The organism is Rhodococcus sp. MPR-R1B (assembly GCF_058793255.1).
This window is the reverse complement of sequence record NZ_JBXAFO010000008.1, coordinates 239,402-263,750: the sequence shown is the minus strand read 5'-3', so window position 1 is coordinate 263,750 and position 24,349 is coordinate 239,402. Positions and strand designations below refer to the sequence as shown.

26 protein-coding genes are annotated in these 24,349 nt (G+C 62.3%); 9 read left to right on the top strand and 17 right to left on the bottom strand.

The window, feature by feature from the left end:
- Nucleotides 1-3: 3 nt before the first annotated feature.
- Nucleotides 4-837 carry an NmrA family NAD(P)-binding protein gene (locus AC1Q61_RS14400; protein WP_030537953.1) on the top strand — a complete coding sequence of 278 codons (834 nt, stop codon included), beginning with the start codon at nt 4-6 and terminating at the stop codon, nt 835-837.
- Between the two features lie 6 nt (nt 838-843).
- On the opposite strand, the gene AC1Q61_RS14395 is transcribed toward AC1Q61_RS14400, so the two are convergent.
- The 5 genes from AC1Q61_RS14395 to AC1Q61_RS14375 are packed head-to-tail and all read right to left on the bottom strand — an operon-like array spanning nt 844 to nt 5,268.
- The gene (locus AC1Q61_RS14395) at nt 844-1,854 is read right to left on the bottom strand and encodes a YdcF family protein (RefSeq protein WP_073513432.1); all 1,011 of its coding nucleotides are present in this window, start codon (nt 1,852-1,854) and stop codon (nt 844-846) included.
- 22 nt (nt 1,855-1,876) lie between these two features.
- A complete protein-coding gene (locus AC1Q61_RS14390) occupies nt 1,877-2,686 on the bottom strand; it encodes an ABC transporter ATP-binding protein (protein ID WP_042921963.1) in 810 nt (269 codons plus the stop codon).
- Nucleotides 2,686-3,468, bottom strand: coding sequence for an ABC transporter permease (locus AC1Q61_RS14385; protein WP_252194701.1), 783 nt, complete (start codon nt 3,466-3,468; stop codon nt 2,686-2,688). The genes AC1Q61_RS14390 and AC1Q61_RS14385 overlap by 1 nt, the downstream gene beginning before the upstream one ends.
- A gap of 2 nt (nt 3,469-3,470) precedes the next feature.
- Entirely contained in the window at nt 3,471-4,253 is a 783-nt protein-coding gene (locus tag AC1Q61_RS14380) for an ABC transporter permease (RefSeq protein WP_175280126.1), read from the bottom strand.
- Nucleotides 4,254-4,263: 10 nt separating this feature from the next.
- Nucleotides 4,264-5,268, bottom strand: coding sequence for an ABC transporter substrate-binding protein (locus AC1Q61_RS14375; RefSeq protein ID WP_003946036.1), 1,005 nt, complete (start codon nt 5,266-5,268; stop codon nt 4,264-4,266).
- Nucleotides 5,269-5,463: 195 nt separating this feature from the next.
- Between AC1Q61_RS14375 and AC1Q61_RS14370 the strand changes: the two genes are divergently transcribed.
- From AC1Q61_RS14370 to AC1Q61_RS14360, 3 genes are read left to right on the top strand one after another with little or no spacing between them, the layout of a single operon-like run.
- Complete coding sequence (locus AC1Q61_RS14370) at nt 5,464-6,240, top strand: IclR family transcriptional regulator (protein ID WP_007735498.1); 777 nt, start codon at nt 5,464-5,466, stop codon at nt 6,238-6,240.
- A gap of 2 nt (nt 6,241-6,242) precedes the next feature.
- Nucleotides 6,243-7,055 (top strand): alpha/beta fold hydrolase, encoded by an 813-nt coding sequence (locus AC1Q61_RS14365; protein WP_050656903.1) that lies wholly within the window; start codon nt 6,243-6,245, stop codon nt 7,053-7,055.
- A 42-nt stretch (nt 7,056-7,097) separates the two neighbouring features.
- Nucleotides 7,098-7,484 carry a RidA family protein gene (locus AC1Q61_RS14360; protein ID WP_050656904.1) on the top strand — a complete coding sequence of 129 codons (387 nt, stop codon included), beginning with the start codon at nt 7,098-7,100 and terminating at the stop codon, nt 7,482-7,484.
- Nucleotides 7,485-7,497: 13 nt separating this feature from the next.
- Here the strand turns inward: AC1Q61_RS14360 and AC1Q61_RS14355 are convergent, their stop codons facing one another.
- The 9 genes from AC1Q61_RS14355 to AC1Q61_RS14315 form a co-directional block, all read right to left on the bottom strand.
- Nucleotides 7,498-8,748, bottom strand: coding sequence for a reverse transcriptase family protein (locus tag AC1Q61_RS14355; protein WP_215516206.1), 1,251 nt, complete (start codon nt 8,746-8,748; stop codon nt 7,498-7,500).
- Between the two features lie 240 nt (nt 8,749-8,988).
- Nucleotides 8,989-9,930 carry an ABC transporter substrate-binding protein gene (locus AC1Q61_RS14350; protein ID WP_042921968.1) on the bottom strand — a complete coding sequence of 314 codons (942 nt, stop codon included), beginning with the start codon at nt 9,928-9,930 and terminating at the stop codon, nt 8,989-8,991.
- A gap of 41 nt (nt 9,931-9,971) precedes the next feature.
- On the bottom strand, nt 9,972-10,679 hold the full coding sequence (locus AC1Q61_RS14345) for a class II aldolase/adducin family protein (protein ID WP_065456452.1): 708 nt from the start codon (nt 10,677-10,679) through the stop codon (nt 9,972-9,974).
- On the bottom strand, nt 10,676-11,830 hold the full coding sequence (locus tag AC1Q61_RS14340) for an LLM class flavin-dependent oxidoreductase (protein WP_125052434.1): 1,155 nt from the start codon (nt 11,828-11,830) through the stop codon (nt 10,676-10,678). The genes AC1Q61_RS14345 and AC1Q61_RS14340 overlap by 4 nt, the downstream gene beginning before the upstream one ends.
- Nucleotides 11,827-12,936 carry an LLM class flavin-dependent oxidoreductase gene (locus AC1Q61_RS14335; RefSeq protein ID WP_042922013.1) on the bottom strand — a complete coding sequence of 370 codons (1,110 nt, stop codon included), beginning with the start codon at nt 12,934-12,936 and terminating at the stop codon, nt 11,827-11,829. Before AC1Q61_RS14335 ends, AC1Q61_RS14340 begins: the two co-directional genes overlap by 4 nt.
- Nucleotides 12,933-13,973 carry an ABC transporter substrate-binding protein gene (locus tag AC1Q61_RS14330; RefSeq protein ID WP_007735503.1) on the bottom strand — a complete coding sequence of 347 codons (1,041 nt, stop codon included), beginning with the start codon at nt 13,971-13,973 and terminating at the stop codon, nt 12,933-12,935. Before AC1Q61_RS14330 ends, AC1Q61_RS14335 begins: the two co-directional genes overlap by 4 nt.
- Entirely contained in the window at nt 13,957-14,799 is an 843-nt protein-coding gene (locus AC1Q61_RS14325; RefSeq protein WP_007735504.1) for an ABC transporter ATP-binding protein, read from the bottom strand. The genes AC1Q61_RS14330 and AC1Q61_RS14325 overlap by 17 nt, the downstream gene beginning before the upstream one ends.
- Nucleotides 14,796-15,653 carry an ABC transporter permease gene (locus tag AC1Q61_RS14320; RefSeq protein ID WP_007735506.1) on the bottom strand — a complete coding sequence of 286 codons (858 nt, stop codon included), beginning with the start codon at nt 15,651-15,653 and terminating at the stop codon, nt 14,796-14,798. The genes AC1Q61_RS14325 and AC1Q61_RS14320 overlap by 4 nt, the downstream gene beginning before the upstream one ends.
- A gap of 4 nt (nt 15,654-15,657) precedes the next feature.
- Nucleotides 15,658-16,710 (bottom strand): NrtA/SsuA/CpmA family ABC transporter substrate-binding protein, encoded by a 1,053-nt coding sequence (locus AC1Q61_RS14315; protein ID WP_007735508.1) that lies wholly within the window; start codon nt 16,708-16,710, stop codon nt 15,658-15,660.
- 247 nt (nt 16,711-16,957) lie between these two features.
- Between AC1Q61_RS14315 and AC1Q61_RS14310 the strand changes: the two genes are divergently transcribed.
- The 4 genes from AC1Q61_RS14310 to AC1Q61_RS14295 all read left to right on the top strand — a co-directional run bounded on the left by AC1Q61_RS14310 (nt 16,958) and on the right by AC1Q61_RS14295 (nt 20,406).
- A complete protein-coding gene (locus AC1Q61_RS14310) occupies nt 16,958-17,707 on the top strand; it encodes an IclR family transcriptional regulator (RefSeq protein WP_030537941.1) in 750 nt (249 codons plus the stop codon).
- 118 nt (nt 17,708-17,825) lie between these two features.
- Complete coding sequence (locus AC1Q61_RS14305) at nt 17,826-18,296, top strand: NfeD family protein (RefSeq protein ID WP_007735511.1); 471 nt, start codon at nt 17,826-17,828, stop codon at nt 18,294-18,296.
- On the top strand, nt 18,293-19,108 hold the full coding sequence (locus AC1Q61_RS14300; protein ID WP_003946040.1) for a slipin family protein: 816 nt from the start codon (nt 18,293-18,295) through the stop codon (nt 19,106-19,108). The genes AC1Q61_RS14305 and AC1Q61_RS14300 overlap by 4 nt, the downstream gene beginning before the upstream one ends.
- A gap of 59 nt (nt 19,109-19,167) precedes the next feature.
- Complete coding sequence (locus AC1Q61_RS14295; RefSeq protein WP_492651113.1) at nt 19,168-20,406, top strand: HNH endonuclease signature motif containing protein; 1,239 nt, start codon at nt 19,168-19,170, stop codon at nt 20,404-20,406.
- 88 nt (nt 20,407-20,494) lie between these two features.
- Here the strand turns inward: AC1Q61_RS14295 and AC1Q61_RS14290 are convergent, their stop codons facing one another.
- Genes AC1Q61_RS14290 through AC1Q61_RS14280 form a run of 3 tightly spaced genes read right to left on the bottom strand, consistent with a single transcriptional unit; the run spans nt 20,495 to nt 23,584 of the window.
- The gene (locus tag AC1Q61_RS14290) at nt 20,495-21,514 is read right to left on the bottom strand and encodes a DUF2804 domain-containing protein (protein ID WP_042926211.1); all 1,020 of its coding nucleotides are present in this window, start codon (nt 21,512-21,514) and stop codon (nt 20,495-20,497) included.
- Between the two features lie 2 nt (nt 21,515-21,516).
- Nucleotides 21,517-22,269 (bottom strand): isocitrate lyase/PEP mutase family protein, encoded by a 753-nt coding sequence (locus AC1Q61_RS14285; RefSeq protein WP_492651112.1) that lies wholly within the window; start codon nt 22,267-22,269, stop codon nt 21,517-21,519.
- Nucleotides 22,270-22,315: 46 nt separating this feature from the next.
- Nucleotides 22,316-23,584, bottom strand: a complete 1,269-nt coding sequence (locus AC1Q61_RS14280; protein ID WP_003945041.1) for a cytochrome P450 — start codon at nt 23,582-23,584, stop codon at nt 22,316-22,318.
- Between the two features lie 128 nt (nt 23,585-23,712).
- Here AC1Q61_RS14280 and AC1Q61_RS14275 point away from each other — a divergent pair, with 128 nt between their 5' ends.
- On the top strand, nt 23,713-24,348 hold the full coding sequence (locus AC1Q61_RS14275) for a TetR/AcrR family transcriptional regulator (RefSeq protein WP_042926208.1): 636 nt from the start codon (nt 23,713-23,715) through the stop codon (nt 24,346-24,348).
- Nucleotide 24,349 lies beyond the last annotated feature (1 nt).

Genomic DNA, 24,349 nt, shown 5'->3' with positions numbered 1-24,349 from the left:
CTCATGGAGAACGGAATTGCTCGCGGCGCCGACATCGCGGTGATCGGCGCCGCGGGTAAGACCGGTGAGGCCGTCGTCGCCGCACTGCCGCCGAGCGTGACAGTTCGGCGACTGGTGCGAAAGGCGCGTGTCGACGGGGACTTCGAGGTAGAACTGGAAACCGGAAGCGGACTGCGCAAGGCGCTCGCCGGGTGCCGAGGCGTGTACTTCATTGCCCCGAACGTCCATCCCGACGAGCCCGCACTGCTTCGCAATGCGCTGACGGCAGCGGCTTCGGCGGGAGTGGAGCACTTTGTCTATCACTCCGTCGCGTGGCCGTTCAGCCCGTCCATGCCGCATCACCTGGACAAAGCCAGGTGTGAGGACGAGCTGCATCGTTCACCCTTGAAATGGACTGTGCTGCAACCGTGTGCGTACGCGCAGAATTTCGAGGCGGTACTCACGGGCCGATCTGACACCATCGTCCTGCCGTACAGCGCGGAAACGAAGTTCTCGTTCGTGAGTTTGGCGGACGTGGCGGCTGTTGCCGCGGTCGTACTGAGCGAGGGCTCGGGTGAACATCACGGAGCGACGTACGAGGTGGGCGGCCCGCAAGCTCTGAGCGTCATGGAGGTGGCACAGATGGTGGAAAAGCAGACGTCACGGACCGTCGCGATAGATCAGATCAGCGTGGATCAATGGCGCGAACAGATCGGCAGCAGCCTTGACGTCAACGCCAGCTCGCGTCTGGCGGCGATGTTCGAGTTCTACAACCACCATGATTTTCTTGCCGGCAGCGCGGCCGTCGAACTGCTTCTGGGTCGCCGACCGATGGGCGTCGAGAGCCTGATTCGCTGAATCCGGCTACGAAATGCCTCCGACCGCCCAGACCACCAGTGGGGGCAGGGCGGCCAGGATCAGGCAGACAGTTCCGTTGAGCCACTTGTGCTCCACCGTGACGGCGGCGAACTCGCGCAGAATGGCGCTCGGCAGGTAGTACCGGGCGGTGTGGGAACCGATGACTTCCGCATCCAGATCGAGGCTTCGGGCAAACGTCGCGGTTCGGAGGATGTGGAAGTTGCTGGTGACCAGAATCATTCGAGGCTTCGTGGTGTTGGCACGGAGAAGGTCTCTGGTGTACTCGAGGTTCTCGAGCGTGGTGGTCGAGCGGTCCTCGAGAATCACGCTCTCGCGCGGTATCCCGTGATCGACGAGGTAGACGCACATTGCCTCCGCCTCGCTGACCACCTCGTCCGAACCCTTCCCGCCGCTCACGACCAACAGTGGTGAACGTCCTTCGCGGACCTCGGCGCGAAAGACGTCGGCCGCCTTGTCCAGACGGCTGGCAAGCAGGGGTGTCACGTCGGCGCCCGAAAGCCCGGCGCCGTGAACCACTATCGCGTCCATTCCGGGCTGGTACTTCTGGCGTCCGTAGACGTAGGAGTAGAGCAGAAAGCTCGTGAACAGAAACCCCAGGTACGACGCGACCAGGCTGAACGAACCGAGAACGACTGCGAGCCAATATCTCTGCGTCAGCAGCGCTGATGCGAGCAACACGTAGGGAACGAGCAGGCCGAGTCCGGCGACGAGTGAGAGCAGATTCGCGACGCTGAATCCCTCGCGCCGCAGCATCGTGACTCCGTTGACGATCAGGAATCCTGCAAGCATGAGCACCAGCAACGGCGAGAGCAGAGCGATCGTCGCGATGACGAACGACGGGACCTCGGTTCCCGGCGCACCCGACTGCAACATCCACAGACCGGTGAAGATCAGTCCGAGAAGTAGGTAGACGCCGTTGCTCAGCCTCCGTCGATCCTGCCTGAACCGGTAGCCGCAGAATCCGAGCAGCGCGAGGCCGATGAGGAGAAGGATCACGGAGCCAGCCTAGGCGAGGCGCTTACGACACGGGCGCCACCACCTTCGACTGCTGGATCGCGGACAGGACCCTGGTACGACACTCGATGAACAGTGGGTCTGCCTTGGTGGTCAGTTGATCTCGAGCTCCGGTCAACGGGACGTCGACGATGTCCTGCGTCAATGCCGGAGTTCCGCCGAGGACGACCACTCGATCGGACAGGTACACCGATTCGTCGACGTCGTGGGTGACGAGGAGGACGGTGATGCCAAGATCACGCTGAAGCGTCAGCAGCAGGTCTTCGAGTTCCGCGCGGGTCTGCGCATCGACCGACGCGAAGGGTTCGTCCATGAGGAGTACCTGCGGCCGATAGGCGAGAGCGCGAGCTATCGCCACTCTCTGCTGCATTCCGCCGGACAACTGCCAGGGGTAGGAACGCGCAGCACCGCCTAGACCGACAACGGCAAGTGCATCGCCAACCCTCTCGTTCTGAACCTTCCGCGCCAGACCGTTGCCCCGTAGCGGCAGGCGAACGTTCTCGCCCACTCGAAGCCACGGCATCAGTGTGCGTCCGTAGTCCTGTGACACGAGAGCCAGCGTGGCCGGCGGTGCATCGATCGCGATCCCGGCGATGCGGACCTCACCGGTGGTCGGCTTCTGCAGACCGGCGATGCAACGAATCAGCGTGCTCTTGCCGATGCCGGAATGGCCGACGATGCAGACGATTTCTCCGGGTGCAACGGACAGATCGATGCCGCGGAGCACTTCGCGGCCGGTGGGACCGCCGTAGGTCACCCCGAGGCCGCTCAGTTCGACTGCGGGTTTCGATGCCGCAGATTCTGTGGATGACATCAGTTTCCTTTCACTGCGAGAGCGTCGTGGGTCCGCGGCTGCCATCTGAGCAACCATCGTTCGATCACGCCGTATCCGAGGTTGAGCACGTATCCGATGATTCCCAGCAGGAGAATTCCGGACCACATGTCCGCGATCGCGAAGGTCTGTTGCGCGACGATCACGAAGTGACCGATTCCTGCAGTGGATACATACATTTCGCTGCCGACCATGATGACGACACCGATCGCGAGACTGGTACGGATACCGACTGTTATCTGCGGCATCGCTCCGGGGAGGAGTACCTGCGTCACCAGGAGGGGTGTACGGATCCGGTAGCTGCGCGCCACCAATCGGATACTCGGGTCGATGGAGCGAATGCCGTCGAGGGTGTTGAGGAGTATCGGCCAGACCGCGCCGAAGGCGATGGCGGCAACGTTACCCGTCGAACCGGTTCCGAAAACGATGAAAAGAGCGGGTAATACGGCCAGCGCCGGAATAGCGCGGAAGAACTGGAGAAACGGATCGGCAATGTCGGCAGCCAGCGGGAACAGTGCCAGCAGGAGACCGGCGCCGACGCCGACCACCAGTGCCACGGCGAGACCGAAGGCAAGGTTGGTCAAGCTCGGTACGACGTCGTGGGCGAATCCCGGACCGAACCAGTTGTCCACAAACGCTTTCCAGATACGCGACAGCGGCGGGAAGTAAGGCCACTTGCTCGACTCCGAACCGAAGTACCATACGACGACGATCAAGATCGGCAGCCACAACTCCCACGCGAGGAGTCGAAGTCCTGACATCATCTTCACGTCGTCATCCTCCTCGGGATGTAATGCCAGGCAAGTAAACGATTCTCGATCGCCATCACGGCGGAGGTGAGCAGCATTCCGAGTAGTCCGGCGACGATGATCAGTGCGAACATTCGATCGGGAACGGATTGGCTCAGCAGGATCTCCTTACCGAGTCCCGGCACGCCGGCGATCAATTCTGCACCGATGGTCAGCAGCAAGCTCAGTGTTGCCGAGATGCGAATCCCGGTGAAGATGTAGGGCATCGACGCCGGTGCGACGACGAGAGCGAGCCTGCGCCACAGTGGAAGTCGGAAGGATCGTGCGGTGGCCAGCAGTTCCGGGTCGACGTTGCGCACACCGTGAATCGTCTGGAGCAGAATCGGCCACACACTTACTGCCACGATCAGTGCCACCGCCATCCGTTGCGTCGGGCCCATGATCAGCAGAAAGAGCGGAATGATTGCGAGCGGCGGAACGGTTCGGCAGAAGTCGATGACGAAGCGGGAGGAGACCGTCAGGAACGGGTGCGCGGCGAGCAGCAGCCCTGCCGGGATTCCGATCACCAGGCACAGTGCCAATCCGATCGCCGTGGTGGTCACCGTTTGTCCCAGTGATGTCCACAACGAGGACGTGCCGAGTTCGTTCACAAAGGCCACTGCCACGTCGCTGAACTTCGGAATACCTTTGACGTCCTCGTCGCCGAGCATTCCGAAGATCTGCCAGGCGGCTGCCAACGCGAAGAGCGTCAGCAGCCGACCGAGCAGAACCTGCCTGCGGCGAGTCTGCAGGGTTGTCAAGGCGGGCAACTCAGTTGGCCGGGGTCAGCAGGGATTCGGCCTCGACCGAATCCGTCAGTACCCCGTACTTGACCAGCAGTTCGATCTCCGTGCCGAGAGCACCCGGTTCCACTACTGCGACGAACTGAGGATTCTTGCTGTTGGCCAGCATTTCTAGCGGAATCTTGGCTTGTGTCGAGAGTGCAGCCTTGACCGCGCCCGGATTCTGATTGGCGTAGTCAACTGATTTGGCAAGCGCGGTAAGGAATTTCGCGAGTGAGTCAGGGTTCGCATTGACAAACGATTCCGAAGCGACCAGCGAGGTCCCTGGCACACCGGGCGCGGCCAAGGGGAAGGGGTGGCCGAGGATCTTCAGCCCCGAGTCGGTTGCTTTACTCAGGAACGGATCGATGAGGAACGCCGCGTCGGCCCCGCCGGTGGAAACCAGGTCGCCGAGGTTGGGCATGGGCGCCTGAATGAACGAGACCTTGTTCGCTGCTCCGCCGGATTTCTCCACCGCGGCAGAGATGACTGCTTCGCTGACGGACTTCAAACCGCTGATCGCGACGGTCTTGCCTTCGAGGTCACGGAAGCCGCTGATGGAACTGTCCTTGGCGACCACGAGACCGGACTGGTCGACGCTGTCATTTGCGGCAAAATTCGTGAGCCCGCCGACAATGGTGACGGGCATGTTCTGGCTCCGTGCCTGAATTGCGGCAGCGGCAGTCGTGGCTGCCATATCTGCATTTCCGCTGAGCAACAACGGAATTTGAGCCGAGGAACTAGCGCCGCCCTCCACGAGTTGGATGTCGAGTCCCTCATCGGTGAAGTACCCCTGCTCCATGCCGAGCCAAATCGGTGCGAAGTCCGCGATCGGCTGAGGTGCGATTCGAATCGTGGTGGTCTGGGTGCCCCCGTCGTCGGAGGCCGTGGCGTCGCTCGAACAGCCTGTCAGTGCCAATGCCGCGGTCGCGACCGCGGCTAGGGCAACAACTCTGAACCGTGGTGTCGACCGAAGGGTAAGTCCAACCGTCATGTCCGAAAACCTCTCGCTGGGAAAGATATGACTTCCTTGCCGGTAATCCGGTGGGAAGGTGAAGAAGCTCAAAGAATTCCGTACGCCGGAACGATTGTTGTGACTATAGTAATTTCCAAGACGAATGCCAAGGGTTTTCCAAGAACACGAGATTTCGGATCGCCGGGTACATCCACGGCACCGGGAGGGGATCGGATGACGAAGGGTTCTGCGTCCGCCGTCGACAAAGCGTTGGATCTACTCGAGGCCATCGCGCGCTCGACCACGCCGATGAAGCTCAGCGAACTGGCAGAAGAAGTCGGGATGCTCCGCCCGACTGCGCACCGAGTGCTCGGAGAACTCGCGAACCGTGGTTGGGTCTTCCGCTACGACGGTCGCTATCTCCCCGGCCCGGCTGCACTGCAGGTTTCCCACGAAGCGGCAGCGCATTCGTTGGCGGCCTTGTGCGATCCGACCATGCGGGTGCTGTCCGAGAGCACGGACATGATGGTGAATCTGCAGGTTCTCGAGAGCGGCGGGACGCGGATCATCGCGGCGCTGCGTCCCGAGAGACTCAAGATGATCACTCGGATGCTCGGGGATCTGCTTCCGCCGCACCGGTTCGCGGGTCCGCTCGCGTTGGTGGCGGCACTCGAGGACAACACCCGGGCGCCCTACCTGGCGATGGTGGAGAAGAGCGGCTATCCGCTGGAAGGACCCACCGGCTTTCTCGCCGACATCGCCGAGACGCAGAAAACCGGATTCGCCGTTGTCCACAAACGATCTCAGGACATCATCGGTTCGGTCTCGCGTGCAGTGTCTTCCCGCAAGGGGTCTCCGCTCTGTGCGTTGACGGTGATCGGTTTCGATACCGACTTCGATGCGAAGACGACGCGAATGGTCGAAGAACACCTGCTGCGGGCCACCGATGAAGTGCAGCAACTCCTCACTGACCACACTTCGGGCAAGCGCCCGTCCGACACAGGAGAATAAGGATGATTTCACGGACCGAGGGCTTCATCACCGTCGCAGACGGCGAACGGGTCTGGTACGAGACTGCCGGCGAGGGCCCGGATCTGATTCTCACGCACGGTCTCGGCGGAAATGCGGCCGTCTGGTACCAGCAGGTGCCCTACTTCGCTCAGCACTATCGGGTGATCAGCTGGGATCAGCGAGGATTCGGCCGCTCTACCAACGAGAACGGCAACCACGGCCCGGTAGCGGCAGTCTCTGATCTGATCGAAATCATGGACCTGTTGGCGGTTGATCGAGCGCACGTGGTCGGCCAGTCGATGGGCGGTTGGGCCGCATTGGGGACCGCGATCGCTGTTCCGGACCGGGTGGAGTCGGTAGTCCTGGCCTGCACGACCGGCGGCATTCCCGTCGGATTCGGTCCGGACAGCGCACCTCCCCTCACCGCAGCACCCGTCACCGCGCGGCCCCTGGGGGAGCATCCCGCTGTGGGCGGACGGTTGCCGAGCTTGGACATGGCGAGGGCATACCTGTACCAAGCGCTCGGCACCTTCGGTCATCGCCCACCTGACACCGAGTTCTTCCGAATTCTCAAGGCCCACAACTACTCGCCGAGCGATCTTGCCGCGGTGACGGCGCCGGTTCTGCTGATCGCGGGTGAGCTGGACGATTTGATGACACCCGAGCGGATTCGCAGCGCCGCCGAGTTCCTGCCCCACGCCGAAGTGGTCGAACTTGCCGACCGCGGCCACTCCCCCTATTTCGAGGACCCACACGCGTGGAACGAGTTGGTGGCGCACTTCCTGGCCGATGTTCGTGCGCGCCCAGTGCGCTGAAACGCCAACTCGTCACGCATATTCCAACTCCGAGGAGATCTAATGGATTCATCTCAGACCGTCGAGTTCATCCCACCCGCTTTCGATACGCCGTTCTCCACCGGAGTGCGCGTCGGAGACGTTCTGTATCTGTCGGGTCAGATCGGCATGCTCCCGGACGGGACTTTGGCCGACGGCTTCGAAGCGCAGGCTCGTCAGACCATGGAGAACATCGTGGCTTCGCTGATCGCTTACGGTTCCGGCGTCGAAGCAATCTTCAAATGCACTGTCATGCTCGACGACATGTCTCGTTGGCAGGAGTTCAACAAGGTCTACCTCGAGTATTTCCCGGCGTCGAGACTGCCGGCCCGCAGTGCGTTCGGAACAGACGGACTGGCACTGGGTGCGCACATGGAGGTCGAATGCATGGCCTACACCCCGCGGTTCTGACTGCTCGCGGGCACTAACCGTCCCAATCCACACGTTCAGCCAGGCGCAGCAATGTGCGTCGGCGTGTAGTGCTGGTTTCGCCGATGTGCGCGATCCGGCCGTAGATGTGGGCGCGGAAGTTCTCCACGCCATCCCGATTCTGTTCCTGCGCAGAAGTACTGGCGGCATTGTGCAGCAGGGCGCGCAAGCGATCGTAGTCGTCGCGCGGATACGAGGGTTGGTCGTTGATCACCAGCCCGGTGAGGTGTTGGCGTCGATGAGGGCGCATCACCTTGGTCTTTCGTGGATGGATGGCAAACCCTTCGTCTCTGGCGATCTGCTCGACCGTCCAGAGGAGGGTGCCGACGTCGGCTACTTCGATTCCGGAGAACGCGAGGTCGTCGGCGTATCGGGTGTAGGTGAGCCAGTTCGCTTGTGCGAGTCCACTCAAGCGGATGTCGAGTTTGCGTGCGACGAGATTCGCCAGTGCAGGAGAAGTGGGTGCGCCTTGCGGAAGATGCGCGGTGCGTAGCTGTGATGCCTGTGCATACGGTAGGCCGCGCAGGGTATCGGCAGGTGTTGCAACAGTGCACAATCCGGTGAGAACGCCTGCCACTGTGGGTGGATAGCCGAGGGCGGCGAAGACGGCATGAACGCGGCTGCCGCTGATCGAAGGGAAGAACTGCGCGAGGTCCGCGCCGATCACGATTTCCGACTGTGCGTGCGGAGCTGCAAAAGTCAGAGGGCTTCGACCACGGACAAATCCGTGTGCCGCGTCGTGCGGTGGCACCAGGTCGAGGATGCGGCGCAGGATCTTCCGCTGAATTTCGCGCAATCGGGGTTTCGGTACCTCGAGGAGGCGAGCGCCGGCCTTCTTGCTGATCTGCATCGGCCGGTAGTGGCGTAGCGGTCGGGGTTTCGTGCGGAGCCATTCCCCTCGGTCGGCGAACCACTCGAGTTCGGAGATCGTCAGATCCAGTGAACGAGCCAGGTCCACACTGGTGTTGTAGCGGGGAACGTCGAACCGCCACAACGAGGTTTCATTGGTGTCCAGTGAGAGAGGAACAGGCCGCAGGCGAGGTAGTTCGCGAAGCAATCGATACAGAGTCTGCGGTTCGAACGGTGGAGCAGGCATGAGGTCGAGAACGCGCACAGCCAGGAGCGTCGGGGAAACGCCGAAGACGGTTCCGAATGCCTCCTCGAGGCCGCTGAGGGTCCACGGAGCGTCAGCGGCCGCAACGGCCAGACGACGCGCCAACTCGGGATCGAGCTCGAAGTCACGCATGATTCGACTCCGGGATGCGACGGGGCGGGGTGACCAAATCCTTTGTCCGGTGCGGCGGCAAGCACGCGGAGCGTGCCGAACGCCGGTGGACGCAGTATCCAATTCTTCTGGCCGACCCAGGGGTTACCCCTGAGACTGGTCGCGTGGACCAACTCTCACCCACGCGCCGCCGCATTCCTTCACAATGGCAGACCGTTCGGTATCTGTCACGTGTGAAGCGGATCTGTCAGGAGTGGGTCCTCAGATCGACGAACGATCCGAACCGACGAACTCGCTGATCCACGGCACGACTGCTTCGCGGACGGTGACCGCCTTCGGCAGTAGTCCGTTGCTCAGCAGGAGATCGGCCGCGCGCTGCTGCTCGTCCAGGAACTCGTCGGTGACAGGGTTGACACCGAAAGGACGTCCGCGCAGTGCAGCTTCCCAGGCATCGATGCTCGCGGACCCGCCACGCTTCTCGACGTCGTCGACGAAGACCTGGGCGGCTTCGCGGGGGTTGGCTTCGATCCAGGCGTCGGATTCCTGCAGGGCCTCGATGATCGCCTGGAGGGCCTCCGGGTTGGTATCCGCGAAATCGCGCCGGGTGAACCACAGTGAGGGGTGGCTGAAGAGTCCGTCGGTGGCGATCAGCGTGCGCAGTTCGTGGTTCGCTTCGATGTCCGTCAGCCCCGGGTACGCGCCAACCCAGGCATCGATGGTGCCGTCGACGAGGTCCGCTCCACCACCGCGTACGTCGGTGTCGACGGGGACGATGTCGGACCAGGTCAGCCCCGCCTGATCCAAGGCGAACAACAAAAGTGTGGTCTGCCACGATCCGTGCGCGATGCCGACGCGCTTGCCGCGCAGGTCCTCAACCGTGTTGATCTCGGACTCTGCCTTGACTACCAGGCGCCCGTTCTCCACACGTGGGCCGGAGATTCCGATGTAGACGAGATCGCGGCCCTGAGCCAATCCGGTGACGGGCGGCGTGAATCCGGTTCCGATCACGTCGTATCCGCCCTCCTCGAACAGCCAGTCCGAGTGCAGGGTCGGCAAGGCGTTTTCCGGGTTGACTGCAGGCTTGGCGGGAAGCTCACGCAGGTCCACCCACTCGACGTCCGGGAGACGACGTTCGAGGATTCCGGTGTGACGCAGAACGAACAGCGAATTGTTGTGTGGGAAGTATCCGACGCGAACGGTCATGAGATCTACGGTTTCCTGTTCTGAATCAGTGATGGGGGTGGCTAGATGAGGCCGCGTCGACGCGCCTCGTCGGCGAGTCCGCTACGGCCCCACTGCACGACGAGGTTGGATGGATCGAATTCAACCGAACCGCCGAGGGATTCGGCGATCGCCTGGAACTGGGCGCCTTCCTCGAGGAGGACGACGAACTTCGCGAGGTCGAGCAACCCGCTGCGGCCGATGACGTTGACCCCGCCGTTGGCTTCGAAGATCGCCACCAGATCGGGATCGTGTTCGAGACGCTCGAGAATGAAATCGCCTGCAGAACGGGACCGATCGATGTGCGGCGGAATCTCTCGGGAGAGCGTCAGCCTCTGCGAAGCCGCATAGCGGATGGGTAGCGTCCGATGTGTCTGTGCCCAACCGCCGAGCCACGGTGTGTGGATGTGGACAACGCTGGTGATTTCCGGATGCTGACGGAAGACCGATGCGTAGCCGGTGACAAATCCGGCAGATCCGTTGCCGGACAGCACCTCTCCATCGAAGGTGGCGACAACCGGTGACACCGACGGATCGTTCGCCCACGGTCCCGGATCGTTCAGGGCGACCGCGATTTCGGTGCCGGGTACTCGTTCGACGAAGTTGACGGTCCCGTTGGCTGCAACGGTTCCGGTCTTGCGGAAGACGTCGAATGCTTTGTCTGCTGCTTTGCGAGCTTCTTCGACGAATGCTGCGGTATCGGTGTCGAGTCGAGTTTCGGTGGTGGTCATCGAGTCTCCAGTCCAGAAGGTGTGATCGGGGTGCGCTGCAGGAGGGGAAGAACTTCTTCGCCGACGCGGTATGCCTCTTCGAGATGCGGGTTACCGGCGAGGATGAAGGCGTCGACGCCCAGTTCGCGCAGCTCGTCGATTCTTTCGGCGACCTGCTCGTAACTGCCGACCAGTCCGAACGCCGGTCCGCCGCGGATGAGGCTGAAGCCGCACCACACGTTGGGTTGCACTTCCAGATCTCGGTAGCCGGTGATGTGTTCGGGTACCCAGCCTTTGATGCGGGCGGCGCCCACCGAGTCACCCTGGGCTGCACGGTCGGCGGCCCCCTTGTCGACGAAGGCCCAGCCTTTCTCGATCTCGGCCCACGCGGCTTCTTCGGTGTGCCGGGCTACGACGTCGATGCGTACGGCGAATTTCGGCGTGCGTCCCAGTTTGGCCGAGTTCTCCCGCACCCCGTCGATCTTGGCTCTGAGATCGGCGTACGGCTCCAGCCAGGAAAGGTAGTAATCGGAGTGCAGTCCGGCGGCGGCGACGGCTGCGGCCGAAGATCCGGAGAAGTACACCTCGGGAAACGGTTGGCCGGCCAGTCCGGTTGGCAGTGCGGCGCCGTGGGTCTGGAAGAAGCGACCGTCGAAGTCGAAAGGTTCACCGTCCCACACACCCTTGAGGACATCGAGGAATTCGGATGTCCTGGTGTAGCGATCGTCGTGGTCGACCTTGTCGCCCCACCACAGCTGAGGCGCTCCACCTCCGCCGCTGATGATGTTGTAGACCAGACGTCCACCGGTTGCGCGCTGCAGACTGGCCGACATTCGCGCTGCCTGTACCGGGTGAAGGAACCCCGGTTGGAACGCAACCATGAAACGGTAGGTGGTGGTCTCGGCGGCCAACGCTGCTGCGGTCGCCCACGGATCCTCGGTCATCGGGAAAGACGGCAGAAGTCCACCGAGGAACCCTGCGGACTCGGAAGCCTTTGCCACCGCTGCCATGTGGTCGATGTAGCTGTATCCGTCCAATTCGCCGCCGCGGATCGCGGGAGCAATGTTGCCCGGCCCGTATCCACCGGCATCGCCGCGGTTGTAGCGACGCGGAGTACGCAGCGACGCGTGGTCGCCTTCCATCCCGATCCGCCAATAGAAATCGATGCTCATGCGGTGGCCTTCTCTTCTGTGGTGGCCTTCTCTTCCTTGCGAATCCGACCCTCGGGATCGACCAGGTGCAGGAGATGCTCGCCCGCCCGGTGCAGCTCTTCGATGTGTGGCCGACCGGACAAGACGAAACCGTCCACGCCGATATCGCGATACGACGACAATCGCTGCGCCACCTCCTCGTAGCTTCCGACGAGGCCGATACTGTGCTCGTAGCCGATGCGGTCGAATCCGGACCACAGGATGCCGCCCCGATCGATCTCGAGTGCAGCGGAATCGGCTTCTCTCAGTTGCCGTTCGACGCGAGCCCAGGCTTCGTCCGCTGTTTCCCTCGCGATGATCGGGATGCGCAGGACCTTCTCGACGGTCCTGCCGAGTTCGGATGCTCGGTCGTCGAGGGTGGTGATCCGTGTCGACAACTCGCCGCCGGCAAGGGTGAACTGATGGACATCGGCATGGTGGGCCGAGAGTTCCAGAGCTTCCGGTGAGTCTCCGGTCAGATGTACTCGGGGAAAACGGAGTCCCGACAAGATGCCTCGGAATCCGCCGCCGAGTACGTCGTAGTATTCGCCGTCGAAGTCGTAACCCGTGCCGCCGAATCCGCCAGGGAGAATTTGCTCCTCGTTCCATACGCCACGGGCGACGGTCAGGAACTCCGCGGCGCGCGCGTAGCGGTCGGCTCCTCGAACCACGTCGCCGCGAGCAGCGGCGTCTTCGGGGTCCGTCTCTACCTTCACTCGCCATTCGAGACGACCTGCTGACAGGCGCTGAAGTGTCGCCGACATTTTGGCGGCGTAGACGGGGGTGCCGAAAGTGGGGTGAAACTCCACGACCACTCGCGAATGACGCGTCTGACGTAGGGCGGCGGCAGCAACGATCCAGGATTCTTCGCCATTCGGATCGTACGGTGCGACAACGCCGTCGACGCCCGACAGTTCGGCGGCGAGAACGATCTGTGCCAATTCGTCGAAGGGCCCGAAGTTTCCGGGACGAACATCGGTCGCAACGGTAGTCGGTCGCTGTGGCCCGAAGCCGCCGCGACTGTTCAGCGCGGCCACTGCTCGGCGTCCGTCACCGCGCGAGGACAGCTCCCAGTAGACGTCCGTCATTCTGCTGTGCCCTTCTGCGCAACAAGGTTGCGTGCCTGTTCCAGTGGTTCGTGCGCCACCCAGGACTGCAGGTCGAAGTCGGCGGCAAGGAAGCCGTGCGCATACAGGAATTGCTTCTGCACCCCGAGCAGGTCCACACGCTCGTCAGACAGGCTCAGATGCAGTCCGGTGTGGAAGTTCTCGCCGTATGCTGCCACCACACCTTCGGGCCCCGACTGTGTTTCGGTTTGCAGAACGGCTCGGACCTCGTCGATGTTGGCTGCGGCCCAGTCCGCCGCTCTCAGGCTCTCGGCAAGGAAACCCACGACGATGTCCGGGCGCTGTTCGAGTAGATCGGCGTGAACCGTGATCGGTCGTGGGGTGCCGTTGTTGACGCGATCACGCAGGGAAGCAGTGGAATCGAGATCGACGGCCACCGCGAGACCGTGTTCGCGGGCAACTTCCTGGGCTCGGGCGCCCTTGACGTAGATTGCGTCGACGTCGCCGCGTAGCAGGGATTCGACGCCCCACGTCGTGTTGCGGGTGGACGAGGCGGTGCGGACCTCGGGGGCCGCCGTCGTCGCAACCTCGACGAGAGTGACGTCGGCAAAACTCAACTCGCCGAGTCGAAGTGCGGAGGCGAAGCCGTGCAGGGCCATGGCACGAGGAAAGCTCCTGGCCTGATCTGCCGCCCAGGCCGGGATGCCGATCCGAGCGCCTGCCAGAAGACCGGCTTCTCGGATGTCGGAGTCTCCGCGCACCAGGATTGCCTGGGCCTCATCGATCCAGGTGAGCCCGATGAGCCTCGTCGGAGAACCACTGGCACGCGCAGCCAGTGCGGGGACGTTGCCGCCTTCGCGAATGAGTCCGGAGAGGTGGTGATCGAAATGGCGCACTGCCAATTCCGGTCCGGCATCTTGCAGTACGCCGAAACGCACTCCGGATTCGTTTGCCGTCCGGTCGAGCCAACCGAGACTGTTGGCGAGGCCGCTGGCGGTGGGAACGGGGCAGCGGGTGTACCAGAGTGTGTCGATTGCGGAATCAGCGATCAATGTCATGACTGTCCTGTCCGTCGGGGAAGGTGCGACCGACGCCGAGTTCCTTCAGGAAACTCGCTCGGTAGCGCAGAGATTCGGGATCGTTCCGATCGCGGGGGCGTGGTAGGTCGATGTCGACATCCACGGCAAACCCGCCCTTGTCGAGGATGAGCACACGGTCGGCAAGTCGTACGGCTTCGTCGACGTCGTGCGTGACGAGCAGTACTGCCGGACGGTGGCGGGCGACCAGATCGCCTACCAAGTCTTGCATTTGGAGCCTGGTCAAAGCGTCGAGGGCTGCGAACGGTTCGTCGAGCAGTAATAGTTCAGGTTCGCGAACCAGAGCGCGCGCCAGTGCGACGCGTTGGGCCTCGCCGCCGGAGAGGGTGGCCGGCCAGGCGCGGTGCTTGTCCGCGAGGTTGACCTCGGCGAGTGCGTTGCGTGCATTGTCGGTGACCTGACGTGACCGTTTCTGTCCGACTGTGACATTGGCCAGAACTCGCTTCGACGGGATCAATCGCGGTTCCTGGTAGACAACCGTGCGGTCGCGCGGAACCAGCACCTCTCCGCTGTCCGGTGCTTCCAAACCGGAGAGCACTCGCAACAGGGTCGTCTTGCCGGTACCGCTGGGGCCGAGGAGAACGACGAACTCGCCGCGCGTGATCTCGAGGTCGATACCGCCCAGAACAGTCTTGTCACCGAACGACTTACGCACTCCGGTGAGCGAGACCGCTACCGGTGATCCGGCACGTCGCTCGGCCGCAGTGGTGCCGGTCCGCTCACGGGCTGCCAACGGCGGCAGAGGTGCTTCGGTGGATGGCAGCGAGCCGATGGTTGTATTCGTCATCGCGCCACCGACAATCTCCGCCACGGCATGGAGTACCGCTCGATCAGTCTGACGATTGCGTCGAAGATGAGTCCCAGTGCCGCGTACATGACGATGCACAGAACCATGTAGTCGGTGCGGTTGTATTCCTGCGCCAGGGTGACCAGATATCCGATGCCCTCACGTGTGCCGACCTGCTCGGCGGCGATCAATCCGGTGATGCTGAGCGACAGGCAGATTCGAAGCCCCATCAGAACACCGGGGAGGGCGGTCGGAAGAATCGCTCCGAACACCAGTCGCCAACCCGTCAAGCCGAAACCTTGTGCCGCTTCCACCATCTTGCGATCGACTCCGCGCACTCCCAGGTAGGTGTACGCGTACATGGGGGCGACGGTCGCGACGGCGATCAGGACTACCTTGAAGGTTTCGTCGATACCGAACCAGGCGATGAACAACGGAACGAGCGCGAGGAACGGAACCGCGCGGTTGATCTGCATGGTCGAGTCGATCAGTTCTTCGCCGAGCGAGGAGAGACCGGACAGAACCCCGAGCACCAATCCGACGATCACACCGACCGAAACACCGAGTGCAGCACGTTGAAGCGACGCGAGACCGAAGTCGACCAACTGACCCGACTGGTACAGCTCGGCGAATGCCGTCCACACCGCCGGAGGTCCGGCCAGGATCTCTTCGCGGATCAGTCCGGTAGCGGATCCGATCCACCATCCGGCAACCAGCAGCGCGGGCACGAGGAAGCGGAGTGGGATCGAGACCCACTTGGGCCTGCTGCGATTGCGGCGGTAGCGGGGCGTTTCGAGTTGCGGATGCACCACCGACGGCGACGCAGTTCGTGCGGGCCGGGTCAGCGTCACCATCGGGTCACTTCCCCTCGGTGGTGGGCGCTGCCGCTGCCGAACCTGCCACAGCACCCTGGAGGTCGAAGATCACGTCACTGCCCTTGATCGGCTGCTGGATCACCTTGTTGTCGGCGAACAACGTGGAGATCGATTCGAGGTCGGTAGCGTCGGCTGCAGTCGGGTAGCGGAAGTTGGTGATCTGGCCGCCCAGGGTGATCGCGTCGTCGAGTCGCTGTCCGGAGAGTGCGCGCGGACCGGTCTGTTCGAAGACGTTCTCGAATGCTGTCGGGTCGGCCTGCTGCTTCGCGGTGAGTTCCTGGGTGACCTCGAGGAACTTCTGGACCACTTCGGGATGCTCTTCGAGTACTACGGTGCGGCCGGCGATGATGGTGCTGTCCACGGAGTCGATGCTCGCCTCGGTTGCGATCTCGACCGCGCCCTTGGCCTTGGCCTCCTGATACGGAATCAGGAACGATGCCCACGCGTCGACCTGCCCGGTGGAGAATGCCGACGCCGCGTCAGCCTGTTGCAGCGGAACACGTTCGACGGAATCGATCGGCACTCCGGCCTGCGTCAGAGCCTTGAGCGTGATGTACTCGCCCTTGCCTGCAGGGTTGACGGCGATGCGCTTGCCGGCCAGATCTGCGACGGTCTTGATGCCGGACTCCGGAGTGGCGATGATGCCGGCCTGGTCCTTGTTGTACGGGTCGGACGTGGCGAAGATGCGGACACCCACGTCCTTGGACAGTGCGCCGACGACGGGACTGTATGCGCCGGTTTGGATGTCGAGTTCACCGCTGTTGAAGAGTTTGAGGTTGGAGCTGAATCCCGGTGTGGTCTTGACCCATTCGATCTTTGCGCCCAGCGGTGCCAGAGCCTCGTCGTAGGTTCCGTCACGCTTGCCGACGGCGATGGCACCGGAGTTTCCGGGATCGAAGACCTTGAGCGTGAAGTCTGCGCTGGAATTGCCTGCGGCGCTGTCGGAATCGGAAGACCCACACGCCACCGCCAACCCGGCCAGCGGGATCATGGCGAGCGCAGCGGCAGCTCGTGGCAGTCGGCGGAAGCGGGACATGTATGTGGCTCCTTCAGGCGTTGAATCGTCAGAACTGACGACGATGACGCTATTGGGTGCCTGTCCGTTTTACCCCCGTTTGCTTTCTGGAGATTGGAAATCTTGACAACATCGGAAGTCTGTTCATCTGGGCTTTTGCAGGTCCACGTTCGGTTCCTTTCCATCTGATGGAAAGGATGGCCGGACTGCTGGGTCCGTGTTAGCGTCCGATTCTCAGGTCGATCAGGCCACAGCGAAAGGATCGTTCGTGACGGACGCACGCGGCGCGGGAGTTCAGACGGTAACCCGTGCCCTGACCATGCTCACATGTTTTCGCAGTGGCGAAGAACTGGGAGTCTCGGAAGTTGCGCGGCGACAAGAGCTTGCGGTCAGCACCACGCATCGATTGCTGCAGTCGCTCGTCGACGCGGGATTTCTCGAGAAGGACGACGCAACCAGTCGGTATCGCATCGGCGCGGCGCTGGCGGCTTACGGACAGGTCTCCTACCGGCAGCATCGGATCTATCTGTCCGAGCCCTATTTGGAGCAATTGGCCGCGACGACAGGAGCATCCGCTTCCCTGGCAGTGCGAAGCGGAAGTGAGGTGGTGTTGCTCGGATTCAGTCGGTGGCGCGAGGCCGACGGGCACGTGCTGCAGGGTGTCCGCCTTCCCTTGCATGCGAGCGCACTGGGGAAAGCCTTTCTGGCTTGGTCCGATGTCGACGATTCCGAGCTGGCTGCGCTGCCACGTGAAGCGACCACTCAGCGTGCGATCACCGATGTCGCCGGTATCCGCCGGGAACTGGAACTGACTCGTGAGCGAGGATACGGATTCAACGACGAGGAGTTGACCCCGGATTTCCGAACGATCGGAATTCCGATCATCGATGGATCCGGCACTGTGCGTTACGCTCTCGGGCTTCGTGGTCCGGTCGAGCTGATGATCGACGAACGGATTCCGTTTCTCGCCGACCTTGCCAAGGTGACTGCACGACAGATCGGTGAGGTCCTTCTCTGACGTGATGTGAAAGCGCTTGTGGCAGATCCGGCCGAACGTGATTACCGTTGAAGTCGAGGGCGTGATCGCACAATGGCTACGCGACGTGACCGCGTCCTCGCGAGCGTGGAGACGAGTGATGACGACGATCGGTGTCGTTGCCCTGTTGCTGGGCGTCCTGTTGATTGTGGTCGAGGCGCATGCCCCAACCGCGGGGGTGCTCGGTGCGCTTGGAGCACTCATGATCGGTGCCGGCGTCTGGATGCTCTTCACATCCGACGGTATCGGCCAATTGATCGCGATCCCGGTGACGGCGGGGGTCGCGGTAGTCGGCCTGGGCGTGGTGGCGGTAGCGAGTCGAAAAGCGCTTACCGCGCGCCGCGCTCCCGTGCGTACGGGGACGGAATCTCTTGTCGGCTCGGACGCGACCGTTCGCAGTTGGACCGGTGCGCAGGGTCAGGTCGAGCTCGACGGCGGATTATGGCGTGCTCGAATGGAATTCGGGTACGACGATTCTGTGCCTGCCGTGGGCGAATCCGTCGTCGTAGAGCAGGTTCGAGGCCTGACTCTGAAAGTGCGCCGTCGTGAACCGTGGGAGCTGCCGCTATGACCACCGTGCTTGTCGTGTTGTCCGTGTTTGTCGTGCTGATTGCAGTCCTTGTGGGCATGTCGGTGAGAGTTCTGCGCGAGTACGAGCGCGCGGTGGTGTTCCGCCTCGGTCGACTGATCACCTTGAAGGGTCCTGGTCTGGTGATTCTGGTGCCGGCGATCGATCGCATGGAGCGGGTCAGTCTGCGAACCGTCACGCTGAAGATACCGGTCCAAGAAGTGATCACTCGCGACAACGTCCCCGTGAAGGTCACCGCCGTCACGTACTTTCGGGTCGTCGACGCTGACCGTTCGATAGTCGAGGTCGAGGATTTTCTGGCCGCCACCTCACAGATCGCCCAGACCACACTGCGCTCCATTCTCGGTAAAGCTGAGTTGGACTCGCTCCTCTCCGAACGTGAACGGCTCAACGAGGACTTGCAGAAGGTAATCGATCAGCAGACCGAGCCGTGGGGAGTCAAGGTCACGACCGTCGAGATCAAGGACGTCGAGATTCCGGCCAACATGCAGCGCGCCATCGCCAGGCAAGCAGAGGCCGAACGAGAGCGGCGAGCCAAGATCATCAACGCCGACGCCGAGTTTCAGGCTTCGGCCAAGCTCGCCGAGGCGGCCGAGGTGATCAGCCGCAATCCGACCACCCTGCAGTTGCGATATCTGCAGACACTTCACGAGATCGGTAGCGAGAACAACTCCACCGTTGTCTTCCCCTTGCCGCTGGATCTTGTCCGGCCCTTTATCGGTGGCGGAGTTGCGGCAACTCCCGCGACCCAAGAACCTGCCCGTTTCGCCTGGAATGCGAAAGTTGTTGATTAGCATCTAGTTTCGGTTATCCGTTCCTTGTATTCGAAACTATGTTCGATTAGACTTTCGGCATGGACAGTCGGGATGCGTGGCAGCTGGATGGCGAGGGCCTCAAGGGGGAGGTTCTGGATCTGGTGCGTGTCCGGCACGAGTTGCAGTCGCGGTTGGTGTTGCTGATCGTGGAGTTGTTTTCCCGTGAGGTTCTCGGCGGGAAGGGTTTTCGGGCGATCGCGCAGTGGTTGCATGGTTCGACGAATTTGGAGATCGGTGAGTGCAGTCTGCTGGTCGGGTTGGCGCGGTTGTTGATGCTCGAACCTGTTGTCGCGGATGCGTTTCACCGTGGTGATGTGGATGCGTTGAAGGCGCGGCAGGTTGCGTCGTTTTGTCAGCATCCGCCGAAGAACATGACGCCGGCGGACGTGGACAAGGCTCGCGGGATCTTGCTCGGGTTGGCGTCGAAGAACATTGCCGATTGTGATGCGGTGCGGGCGGCGATCCGGCGGATCGAGAAGCAGTACGGCAAGCGTGAGGACGGTGTTCCGGTCGGCGAGGATTCGGAGCGTAACGAGTTCTACGCCTCGAAAGGTTTGTACGGGCGGGTGTCGGTGAAGGGTGACTTGGATGCTGTGAACGGGGCGCGTCTGATCACGTTGTTGTCGAGTCTGTCGGCGCCGACGCCGGAGAAGGACGGTGTCAAGGACACGCGTACGCCGGCGCTGCGGCGGGCGGACGGGTTCTGCGAGTTGTTGCGGCGGTACGAGCGGGCGGGGTTGGGTCCGATCGAGGGCGGGGTGAAACCGCACATCACGGTGACTGCGTCGGCAAAAGATATGACGGACCTTAAAGTTCTGAAAGACCTCCTGCCGTCCACTGAGGAGTTGGGGTTCGCGTGGGCGGATTGGGTGGGCCCGATCAGTATCGATACTGCGCGGATGTTGGCGTGCGACTGCACCGTGACGCGGATTTTGTTGGATGCGAATGGTGTTCCGCTCGACTGCGGTAAGGAAGCGAGAACGGCGACGGTTCCGCAGCGGCGGGCGTTGGCGGTTCGGGATGGCGGGTGTGCGTTTCCGGGGTGCGGGACGCCGTCGGGGTGGTGCGATGCTCATCATATTGTTCACTGGAACGATGGTGGCCCAACAGATCTCGACAATCTGATCTTGTTGTGCGGTCATCATCATCGGACACTGCACCACACCGAATGGCGGGTCGAGATCGGGCCGGATCGCAAATCGGTGTTCTATCCACCGATGTCGATCGATCCGTATCAGCAGCCGATCGGCGGGAACAGCCCACCAACAGCCGCCTGAAGTGAAACAACTCGAGACGCGAGCACCGGGGCACGATCATGCCCCGGTGCTCATGCTGCGTTCCGTCATCTTCGCGGAGACGTACGGCCTACCAGCGGTTCCGAACCTCCTCGGCAAATCCGAGGAGATCTCGAACCACCACGGAGGTACCGTCGTCGAGGATCACTGTGCCGGAGAACTTTCCGAACACCTGATGCTGAATCGAACGCAGCACCCCGACGTCGAAAGTCGCGGCACGGTCGATGATCGGCTCGAAAGTCATCTCGAAGCGACCATCGTTGCTCGAGAAGTTCCACGGAGCGCCGTCGTACGTTCCCTGCGGGATGCCGAAGTCGATCCTGTCCAGTTTGTGGGCCCGCCCTCCGACAAACACGATGTTCTCGCTGGCCGCCGTAGTGTCACCGAAGCCGTAACCGATGTTGAATCCGAACCGCTCGCCGTTCACCAGTCCGGATGCAGAACCCCAGTACCAGGTGTTGTCGTAAGTCCAGACTCCCCTGCCCCAATCGAGAACGCCGAACGAGTCTTCCGAGCGAAATGTGAAGTCGTCGATCCCGATTCGCACGGTCCCGGCAGCGGGCAGGCAGTTGATCTTCTGGTTGTAGTAAAACGAACGGGACGCCTTCGGAAACGGTGTGGCGATCACCATCCGGTCATCGGCAGGACTCGCCAGGAACAAATCGGCATGAAGGCCTCGCCCACCGTCGAAAGCCGGGTAGTCGACAATCAGGTGGCGCCCACCGTCCACATGGCGAAACTCGAAGCGAGCTTTACCTTTCGACACCACCACATCACCGTCGTCCGCGCTTTCGGGCAGACCGAGCCTTCCCATCGGGAACGGCAGCATCACGTTTTCGGTGATCTCGTGTGGTGTTCGGAAATCGAGCCAGGAGACTCCGAGCAAGCCCATGTACCCGTTGTCGGCGACGGTCAACGCAATGCCGTAATCCGCAGTGAGAACGCAGTAGTAGTCCCACTCCTTGATCCGGAACTTGGGAGCGGTGATCGCAGAGCGTCGATACTTGCGAATCTCCGATGGGGCCCAACCCGTCTCGACCAAATGTCCGCGATCGTCGAGAAGCGGGCCGGGCGACATCAGTGTCTGCATTCTTACTTCCAGCGTCCCAAGATCTCGTTCGCACGGTTGGCCAATGCCATCTGGAAGAACGGACCGAAGCTCACACGTGCCACTCCGAGCGGACCGAAACTTGCCGGGTCGTCCTGATCCGGGATTCCGATCGCATTGATCGGAAGTGGGAGCTCGGACGTCAGGCGGCGCTGGGTCGCGTCGTCATGGCGCCCGACGGGGTAGAGAACGTCGGCGCCGGCGTCGGCCGCCAGCTTGAGGCGTGCGATGGCGCGATCGACGCGATCGGACTCGTCACCGACCTGCTTCACGAACAGGTCGGTGCGCGCGTTGACGACAACGTGAACTCCGGCTGCGTCGGCGGCCTGACGAAGCCTACCCACGAAGTCGGCGTGCTCCTGCGCCTCGCGCAAGCGTCCGCCTTCACTGTGAACGGTGTCCTCGATGTTGAGTCCGACAGCGCCGGCATCGATCAACCCGTCGATGAGAACTGCCGGCTCGAGCCCGTAACCACCCTCGATGTCCACCGAGATCGGGGCGTCGACCGCACCGGTGATCTGCTTGATCCGGTGCAGAAGTTCGTCGAAGGTGATGCCCTCGTTGTCCGGCTTGCCGATGGAATCGGAAACCGGATGACTGCCTACCGTCAGGGCTGCAAAACCGGCAGCCACCGCAAGATTCGCCGACCACGCGTCCCACACCGTCGGGAGAATGACCGGATTACCTGGCTGGTGCAACGCCAGTAGAGCAGTTGCCTTGTCGTTGATCGAAGTCATGCGGTGGCTCCTCGAGATCGTGGGGTGTACCTCTCACCTACCGACTCTAGTGAGCGACCGGGCAGCCTGTGCTCTTGTAATCGACCTGGAACTCCTTGATGCCGTTGATCCAACCCGAGCGCAGACGGCGCGGATCACCGATCTTGGTGATGTCCGGGACGTTGTCGGCGATCGCGTTGAACATCAAGTCGATCTCCATACGAGCGAGGTTGGCACCGATGCAGAAGTGCGCGCCCGTTCCGCCGAAGCCCAAGTGCGGATTGGGGTTACGAGTGATGTCGAACGTCATCGGGTTCTCGAACACGTCCTCGTCGAAGTTCGCGGAGCTGTACAGCATCACCACGCGCTGCCCCTTCTTGATCGACACTCCTGCCAATTCCGTGTCCTCGAGCGCGGTGCGCTGGAAGGCGGTGACGGGTGTCGCCCAACGGACGATCTCGTCGGCCGTCGTCTTGGGACGTTCCTTCTTGTACAGCTCCCACTGCTCGGGGTTGTCCAGGAACGCGATCATTCCGTGCGTGATGGCGTTGCGAGTGGTCTCGTTCCCTGCGACCGCCAGGATGAGCACGAAGAACCCGAACTCCTCCGGGCTCAAGGAGTCGCCGTCGATGTCGGCCTGGACCAGAGTGGTGACGATGTCGTCTGCCGGGCAGGTACGACGTGCGTCTGCCATTTGGTACGCGTATCCGAGGACCTCGGTGGACGCGACTGCCGGATCACCCTGGTATTCCGGGTCGTCGTAGCCCATCATCTCGTTGGACCACTTGAACAGCTTGTCTCGATCGTCCTGCGGTACACCGATCAGATCCGCGATCGCTTGGAGCGGCAGCTCGCTGGCAACCTGCTTCACGAAGTCGCCCGGGCCTTCGCTCACAGCGGTGTCGACGATGCTCCGTGCACGACGGTCCAATTCGTCGCGCATGCCGTTGATCGCGCGAGGCGTGAACAGCTTCGAAATCAGCTTGCGGAGCTTGGTGTGCTCCGGTGCATCCTTGTTGAGCAGAAGATGCCGGAGCATCTCGACGGCCTCACGTGGCATGTCGTCGGCGAAACGCGCGATCGCGGTGTTCTCCCAGCTCGAGAACACATCGCTGCGCTGGCTGACCTCTTTGACGTCAGCGTGACGCGAGACCACCCAGTAGCCCTCGTCCTGGAATCCACCGACCGTCGGCGGCTGCTCACACCACCACACGGGTGCGTTGCGACGCAGTTCGGCGAATTCCTCGAAAGGGATCCGCTCCCCGAGGACAGCAGGATCGGTGACGTCGAATCCGGCCGGCAGGTCAGGCGTGCGTGTTGTGTCCGAGATGGTCATGGCGTCCTCTGATCGGTCGAATGTGCGCTACACCACAGAGTAGCTTTCACTAACGGACTGTCAAGTGAAAGACGGAGAGTCTCGTGCAACTGACCCGTGAGAGCCCCCGCGGCACTAGGATCCTGGTAATGACAGATACCTCCGGCAGACTGACGCTGCGAGAGAAGCAGAAGCAGCGAACCCGCGCAGACCTCGTGGATGCCGCCGGCGCGCTCTTCACCGAACGCGGATACGCGGCTGTCACCGTCGAGGACATCGCCGGCCGGGTCGGTTGCAGCCGAGCCACCTTCTACCTGCACTTTCCCGGAAAGATCGACATCCTCAAGGCGCTCGGCTCGAACACCGTCGTATCCAGCACCCTCGCCATATTCCAGGATCTCGACCACGTACTCGATTCCGGTTCGCGCGAAGAATTCGCCGGCTGGATCAACCGCGCTCTCGACTGGTGCCGCGATCACCACCACATGATGCGGGCGTGGGACGAGGCCATGGTCCTCGAACCCGAGTTCCGCACACTGGCCCGCGAAGGCATCTCAGCACTGCCCAACGCTATGCCGTCGTACCTGGCACGCTGGCCGCAGAGCCGACACGACGAGGCGAAACTCCGGGTCGAGCTCCTGCTGACACAAGTCGAGCGCTTCTTCATTCGCTGGGCGGAACAGGGCGCGATCACCGCGGGTGCGGACGTCGCAGCAGACGTTCTCACCGACATCTGGTTTCCGGCACTCACGCCGCCCACGACCGATGTTGCGGCGCCGCGATAGG

Coding starts and splice junctions, on each gene's coding strand:
- AC1Q61_RS14300 (WP_003946040.1), top strand. CDS start 18,293: ATGACCACCGTGCTTGTCGTGTTGTCCGTGTTTGTCGTGCTGATTGCA.
- AC1Q61_RS14390 (WP_042921963.1), bottom strand. CDS start 2,686: ATGTCATCCACAGAATCTGCGGCATCGAAACCCGCAGTCGAACTGAGC.
- AC1Q61_RS14275 (WP_042926208.1), top strand. CDS start 23,713: ATGACAGATACCTCCGGCAGACTGACGCTGCGAGAGAAGCAGAAGCAG.
- AC1Q61_RS14290 (WP_042926211.1), bottom strand. CDS start 21,514: ATGCAGACACTGATGTCGCCCGGCCCGCTTCTCGACGATCGCGGACAT.
- AC1Q61_RS14345 (WP_065456452.1), bottom strand. CDS start 10,679: ATGACCACCACCGAAACTCGACTCGACACCGATACCGCAGCATTCGTC.
- AC1Q61_RS14325 (WP_007735504.1), bottom strand. CDS start 14,799: ATGACGAATACAACCATCGGCTCGCTGCCATCCACCGAAGCACCTCTG.
- AC1Q61_RS14370 (WP_007735498.1), top strand. CDS start 5,464: ATGACGAAGGGTTCTGCGTCCGCCGTCGACAAAGCGTTGGATCTACTC.
- AC1Q61_RS14295 (WP_492651113.1), top strand. CDS start 19,168: ATGGACAGTCGGGATGCGTGGCAGCTGGATGGCGAGGGCCTCAAGGGG.
- AC1Q61_RS14355 (WP_215516206.1), bottom strand. CDS start 8,748: ATGCGTGACTTCGAGCTCGATCCCGAGTTGGCGCGTCGTCTGGCCGTT.
- AC1Q61_RS14360 (WP_050656904.1), top strand. CDS start 7,098: ATGGATTCATCTCAGACCGTCGAGTTCATCCCACCCGCTTTCGATACG.
- AC1Q61_RS14340 (WP_125052434.1), bottom strand. CDS start 11,830: ATGAGCATCGATTTCTATTGGCGGATCGGGATGGAAGGCGACCACGCG.
- AC1Q61_RS14400 (WP_030537953.1), top strand. CDS start 4: ATGGAGAACGGAATTGCTCGCGGCGCCGACATCGCGGTGATCGGCGCC.
- AC1Q61_RS14365 (WP_050656903.1), top strand. CDS start 6,243: ATGATTTCACGGACCGAGGGCTTCATCACCGTCGCAGACGGCGAACGG.
- AC1Q61_RS14385 (WP_252194701.1), bottom strand. CDS start 3,468: ATGATGTCAGGACTTCGACTCCTCGCGTGGGAGTTGTGGCTGCCGATC.
- AC1Q61_RS14335 (WP_042922013.1), bottom strand. CDS start 12,936: ATGACGGACGTCTACTGGGAGCTGTCCTCGCGCGGTGACGGACGCCGA.
- AC1Q61_RS14375 (WP_003946036.1), bottom strand. CDS start 5,268: ATGACGGTTGGACTTACCCTTCGGTCGACACCACGGTTCAGAGTTGTT.
- AC1Q61_RS14350 (WP_042921968.1), bottom strand. CDS start 9,930: ATGACCGTTCGCGTCGGATACTTCCCACACAACAATTCGCTGTTCGTT.
- AC1Q61_RS14320 (WP_007735506.1), bottom strand. CDS start 15,653: ATGGTGACGCTGACCCGGCCCGCACGAACTGCGTCGCCGTCGGTGGTG.
- AC1Q61_RS14285 (WP_492651112.1), bottom strand. CDS start 22,269: ATGACTTCGATCAACGACAAGGCAACTGCTCTACTGGCGTTGCACCAG.
- AC1Q61_RS14305 (WP_007735511.1), top strand. CDS start 17,826: ATGACGACGATCGGTGTCGTTGCCCTGTTGCTGGGCGTCCTGTTGATT.
- AC1Q61_RS14330 (WP_007735503.1), bottom strand. CDS start 13,973: ATGACATTGATCGCTGATTCCGCAATCGACACACTCTGGTACACCCGC.
- AC1Q61_RS14315 (WP_007735508.1), bottom strand. CDS start 16,710: ATGTCCCGCTTCCGCCGACTGCCACGAGCTGCCGCTGCGCTCGCCATG.
- AC1Q61_RS14280 (WP_003945041.1), bottom strand. CDS start 23,584: ATGACCATCTCGGACACAACACGCACGCCTGACCTGCCGGCCGGATTC.